This is a genomic window from Pseudomonas sp., assembly GCF_037994325.1.
Lineage (GTDB): Bacteria > Pseudomonadota > Gammaproteobacteria > Pseudomonadales > Pseudomonadaceae > Aquipseudomonas.
This window is the reverse complement of record NZ_JBBNAH010000193.1, coordinates 1-4,979: the sequence shown is the minus strand read 5'-3', so window position 1 is coordinate 4,979 and position 4,979 is coordinate 1. Positions and strand designations below refer to the sequence as shown.

Below are 4,979 nucleotides of genomic sequence, written 5' to 3'. Positions count from 1 at the left end.
ACCCGAAGCAGTTTCGTCTTTGAGCTTGTCGAGTAGGTTGTTGAGGATGACGCTGGCACTTGCGCCAATTGCGCCGGCGCTACAGTTTTGGTTTTGCGCGGCCGCGCCGGCACAGCCGACAACGGCATGCAGTGCGGTACGAGCCGTTTCAGAATCCAGGTCGTCAGCAATGCGCTTGACTTGCTCGGCCGCCAAACTCTGCAAGTAGTTAACGGCAGCCCCTTGCAATAACTGCGAACCGCCGCCGGTAACATTGGCTCCGGCTGCACCGCTTAGTGCAGATACCAACGTGCGTCCGACACCGCCCATTTCCCAAGTCTTATTGGCATCTACGGTGTATTGCAGTTGATCAATGACGGCTTGGTTGCGCTCGCTTTCAGGTTTGGCTTTTTCTGCTTCGAGCTTTCTTTTGGCATCGGCTGATTCGTAAGCACGCTGTTCGAGGAACGTGCCTACGTTGCGTACAAACGCCTCAGTAATTTCAAAGCCCGCTTCGATCTCTTTGCGGTCGAAGATCGGTTTCAGCGCGTTGCTGCCGTCCTTGTCGCTTGAGACATCGCGGTCGATGCTCGCCACGGCCTCATCGGTGGTTTGATTGGTTAGCTGCTTTTGCTTTTCAGCATCGGTGATGGTGATCGTGCCGCCGCTGATGCCGCTGTGGGTTGTGCTCTTCGCATCATCGCTGGCGCTAAGCACAATTGGCGTGGTCGCAGTGGCGCCGGACTCATACTTTGGCTTGCCATCGGCAGCCTTGATGACGTTGCCGTTCGCGTCATGCGTTTCGCCGGTGTAGCCGCCACTTAGGCTGATGCTGGTGGCGTCGTACTCCGCTTTGTTTTTGATATCTGAGTGCGTTAGGGAGCCAGTGGTGAGGCTGTTTTTGCCATCGGTAACGGCCTCGTCGGTGCTGGCGATCACGGCGCCTTTCAGGTCGGTGTTGCCACCTACGGTGATGTCAAAACCTTTGTCGCCGGCCTTGATGCCCGACTGCTGAGTGACGCTTGCATACTCACTGTCGATTTTCTGCTGACCGAAGCTAGCCGTACCACTGCCTACCGGAGCGCCATAGCAGAATGGCGGGATGCACAGGCTGACCCCAACGCTGGCATTGGTTTGCTTGGACTTATAAGTGCTGGTGTCTTGCACGCTCTCGATGTTGAGGTCGCCACCGACGTTGGCCACGACTTGGTCGCCACGGGCAATTGCACCTTTCAGGTTGGTGTCTTCACCGGACCAGAAACCGAGCGAGTTGCCTGCCTGAATGGTGGTTTGGGTCCAGGCGACGTCTGAACCATCGGCGTTGCCGCGTGACTTATTGGCGGCCAGGTCGATGGTGAAACCGTTTTGCTCACCAAACAGTGCGAAACCTACGCCCACACTCCAACCTGAGCCGGCATTCTTGCTGTGCTGTTCAGCGGTGTTTTGCGCCGCCAGTAGGTTGATGTCGCCGTCAGCTTTCAGCGTGGCATCTTTGCCCGCGCTAATTTCGCTGCCGACCACGGTGAGGTCGCTGTCTTTACCGGCGCCACTGGCGGTGATGTTGACGTTGCCACCGGCTGCCACAGTGCTAGCAACCACGTTTTGGCCGGATTGGGTGCTGCTACTGCTGCCCTTGTCGTTACTGAGATTGACGCTGATTTTTAGGCCCGTAAGGCTGTCTGTCCCCAGCGCATTGGCAGCGTCATAGGCACGCTGCGCATCCATCGCGATGTTCACAGCGGCCAACGCCTTGAGTCGCGTGTCGCCGGTGTCCTGCGCCGCTTCCCCCATGTTTTTAATACTGCGCACCGCATCCACAATCGGGATGCTCACCGAGCCGCCGAGGGCGGTGCGGCTGGAGCTCTGTTTCTGGGTTGAGCTAAGGGTGTCGTACCCCGCCTCGATATCGACTTGCTTGCCGATGATGCTGATGTCGCCGGAAGGCGCAACCACTTGGCTGGCGACCTGTTTGTAACGCTCGCCAGCTTGAAGCTGGACGTCACCACCTAACGACGCAATCTGGCTGCCGGTTTGCGTGGTGGCGCTGTTCTGGTTGGTTTCTTTAAGGCTGGCAACGCCCGTGGCGCCTTGGTACCAGTTGCCGATTTCACCGGCGTTTTTGCTTTTCGATTTGGCGCTGGACGTGCTGAGGCTCTCGCCGCTCACCACACTGAGGTTGCGCCCAGCGTCTACGCGAATATCGTCGTCCGCCACCAAGGTGCTGGCGCGCACGGTGGTGTCGCGGCCGCTGCTGACGTCAATGCTGCCGCCACTCAAGGTGCTGCCGACTTCTTGTACGGTTTTTTGCTCGGCGCCTTTGCCTTTGTTTTCCAAGGTGAAGGAGCCGTTGGTGGCCAGGGAGTCCGTCAAGTGCCAATTGAGTTTGTTGGATTTGCTCGCTTGGCTGCTTTGTTGGCTTTGCTGGGCGGTGCTGATGGCAACATCGCGCCCGGCGTCGAGGGTGATGCTTTTGTCGGCATGCACGGCGGCTGCGCGCAGGGTGATGTCGTTGTCGGCCAGTAGTTCGACGCTTTCGCCATTCACGCTGGTGCTGGTTAGGCTGGTGCTGGAGTTGCTTTTGTTACTCGACTTGCTGGAGAACAGGCTGCTTTTGGACTTGGCGCCGGCTTGGTTGGCGCTGTTTTCAGCGGCGTCGAGCACGATGTCGTGGCCGGCGTAGAGGGCGACGGCTTTGTCGCTGCTGAGCTCTGCGCCACGGGAGGTGATGTCGTTGTTGGCGACCAGGGTCAGGTCACTGCCAGCCGTAATGGTCGATGACACGGCCTGATTGTTGGAGCTCTCGGACATGGAGCTCTTTTTCTTGGAGCCGAACAGACCACTGCTCTTTTTCATCTTGTACGAGTAGCTGTAGTCCTCGTTCTGCGCGGCCTCTAGCTGGATATCACCTTTGGCGTACAGGTACGCCTCGTTGCCGGCTTGCAGCTGGCTGGAGCTAACGGTCAGGTCGTTGTTGGCCGCGATGTCCAGGTCACCACCCGCTTCGATCACGCTGGCTTGCTGGCGGACGGTGCGGTTTTCTTTGTCGATCTTTTTGCCGTTGCCTTTGTAGTGGTATTCGCTGCTGGCGTCGTTGGCGGCGGAGGCGATGGTGACGTCTTTGCCGGCTTGCAGGGCGATGTCGCCTGTGGCTTTTACGGTGCTGGCGACTACGGTGAGGTCGTTGCCGGCTTTGGCGGTCAGGTCGCCGCCAACCTTCACGTCACTGCCGTATTGCGTGGTGCTGGTGGTTTCCCAGAAGTGGCGTTTGTCTTTGCGCATTTGGCCGTTTTCGGCTTCGGCGGCGGTGATGAGCAGGTCGCGGCCGGCGCTGAGGTCGGCGTTTTTGCCGGCGCTGATGGCGCCACCTGTGTTTTGCATGTCGCGGCCGGCGGAGACGACCAGGTCGTTGCCGGCTTCGATGCGCGCGGCGTTGTCGACGATGCTGGTGAGCGTGCTGAAGTTTTTGCCGCTGCGGGCGTCGGTGGCGATGTTGCGTTGGTTAATCACGTCGCCGGCTACGGCGGTTACGCTGACGTCTTTGCCTTTGAGGATGCCGCCTGCGGTGTTGCGGATGCTGTCGGTGGCAAGCAGCGACAGGCGTTCGTTGGCTTGCGCCAGGCCGCTGTTGTTGATGTTCCCGCCGCTGAGGCTCAAGTTCTGGCTGGCGCGCAACGTGCCGCTGTTGGTGAGTTCGCTGCCGGAGATCAGGGCCACGTCGCGGCCTTGGATCAGGGCGCCGCTTGGGGCGAGGCGGTCGGTGGCCTGGGCCAAATACAGCACTGGCACCAGAACTTTCTGCCCATTCACTTCCTGCTCTTGCATCCACACGATGTCGTGGGTGAGCGCGGCTACTTGCTCGGCGCTGAGGGCAATGCCGGGCACCAGGTTGAGCGCGGCTTTGCTGGCGATGGCGTTGTCCATCAGGTATTTGAATTGCGCTTCGTCGCTGGCCAGGCCGTCGAGGAAGCGTTTGCCGGTGCGGGCGACGATGGCGTCTTGCACCAGGCGTTGTTCGTAGAGGCCGTCGCCGAGGCGGCGTTGGGTGAGGTCGGCGTTGTAGCCGATGATGCCGAGCAGGTAGTCGGAGCTGATGAAGTTGCGCAGGCTGGCAAACGCTGGGTTGCTTTCGACCAGGTACGGGTGGCTGGGGTCTGCGTTGACGTGGAACAGGCCGTTTTGCCCTTGCGGCAGGCTAAAGCTTGGCAAGGTGATGGGGTTTACGCCTTGTTGCGCGGCGTCGGGCGGCAGTTGGGCGTTGAGTTGCACGACCAGGGGTTGGGTGCCGCTCTGTACGCTGGTGTCGAGGGTTGGCGCGGCGCCGGTTTGTGGCGCTTGGTTGGCCATGACCGAGGCGTTGCTGATCGGTTGTGTGGCTTGAATGGTGACGTTGCCGCCGGCTTGGATAATGGCCGGCGCCGCGATGCCGGTGGGGGTGTCGGTTTCGATATCGCTGAGCAGGTCCCAGCGGCTGAAGTTGCTCGAGAGGGTTTTCGGGAAGCCTTGGGCGTTGTAGGGGTCGACGTAGTTTTCGCGGAAGCGCTCTTCGGTGCCGTCGGTGACGCGGCCGGTGTTGTAGGTGCGTACCCGTTGCACGGTGCCGGTGGAGGCGCCGAGGTTTTCCAGGCTGGTGCCGATGATGGTCACGGCGCCGGTGGCCGCGAGGGTGCTGTATTGGTTGCTAAGGGCGCCGCCTTGGATGTCGAGGTTGGCACCGCTGCTGATGCGTGCGGCGGCGGAGTCTTCGGCGACGGTGGTTTGGAAAATCTCGGTGGCGATGTAGTCGACGTTGTGGTGGTCGCCGCTGCAGTCGTAGCAGTGGGTCGCGACTTGGCCGTAGATCTGGGTTTTTTCCGTGCGGAACAGTTCTTTGCGGTTGCTGAATACGGCGGCGCGCAGGCTCATATCGCCGGCGCTTTCAATGCTACCGGAGCGGTTTTCCAGCAGGCTGAGTTGGGTGTTGGCGTCGTCTTTGGCGATGCTCAGGGTGCCCAGGCTGTAAA

Annotated in this window: 1 protein-coding gene; it reads right to left on the bottom strand. The window is 60.3% G+C overall.

Annotated elements, in window-relative coordinates:
• Nucleotides 1-4,979 (bottom strand): hemagglutinin repeat-containing protein (locus AAAB16_RS06380; protein WP_340662579.1); only part of this gene is annotated, 4,979 nt, incomplete at both ends.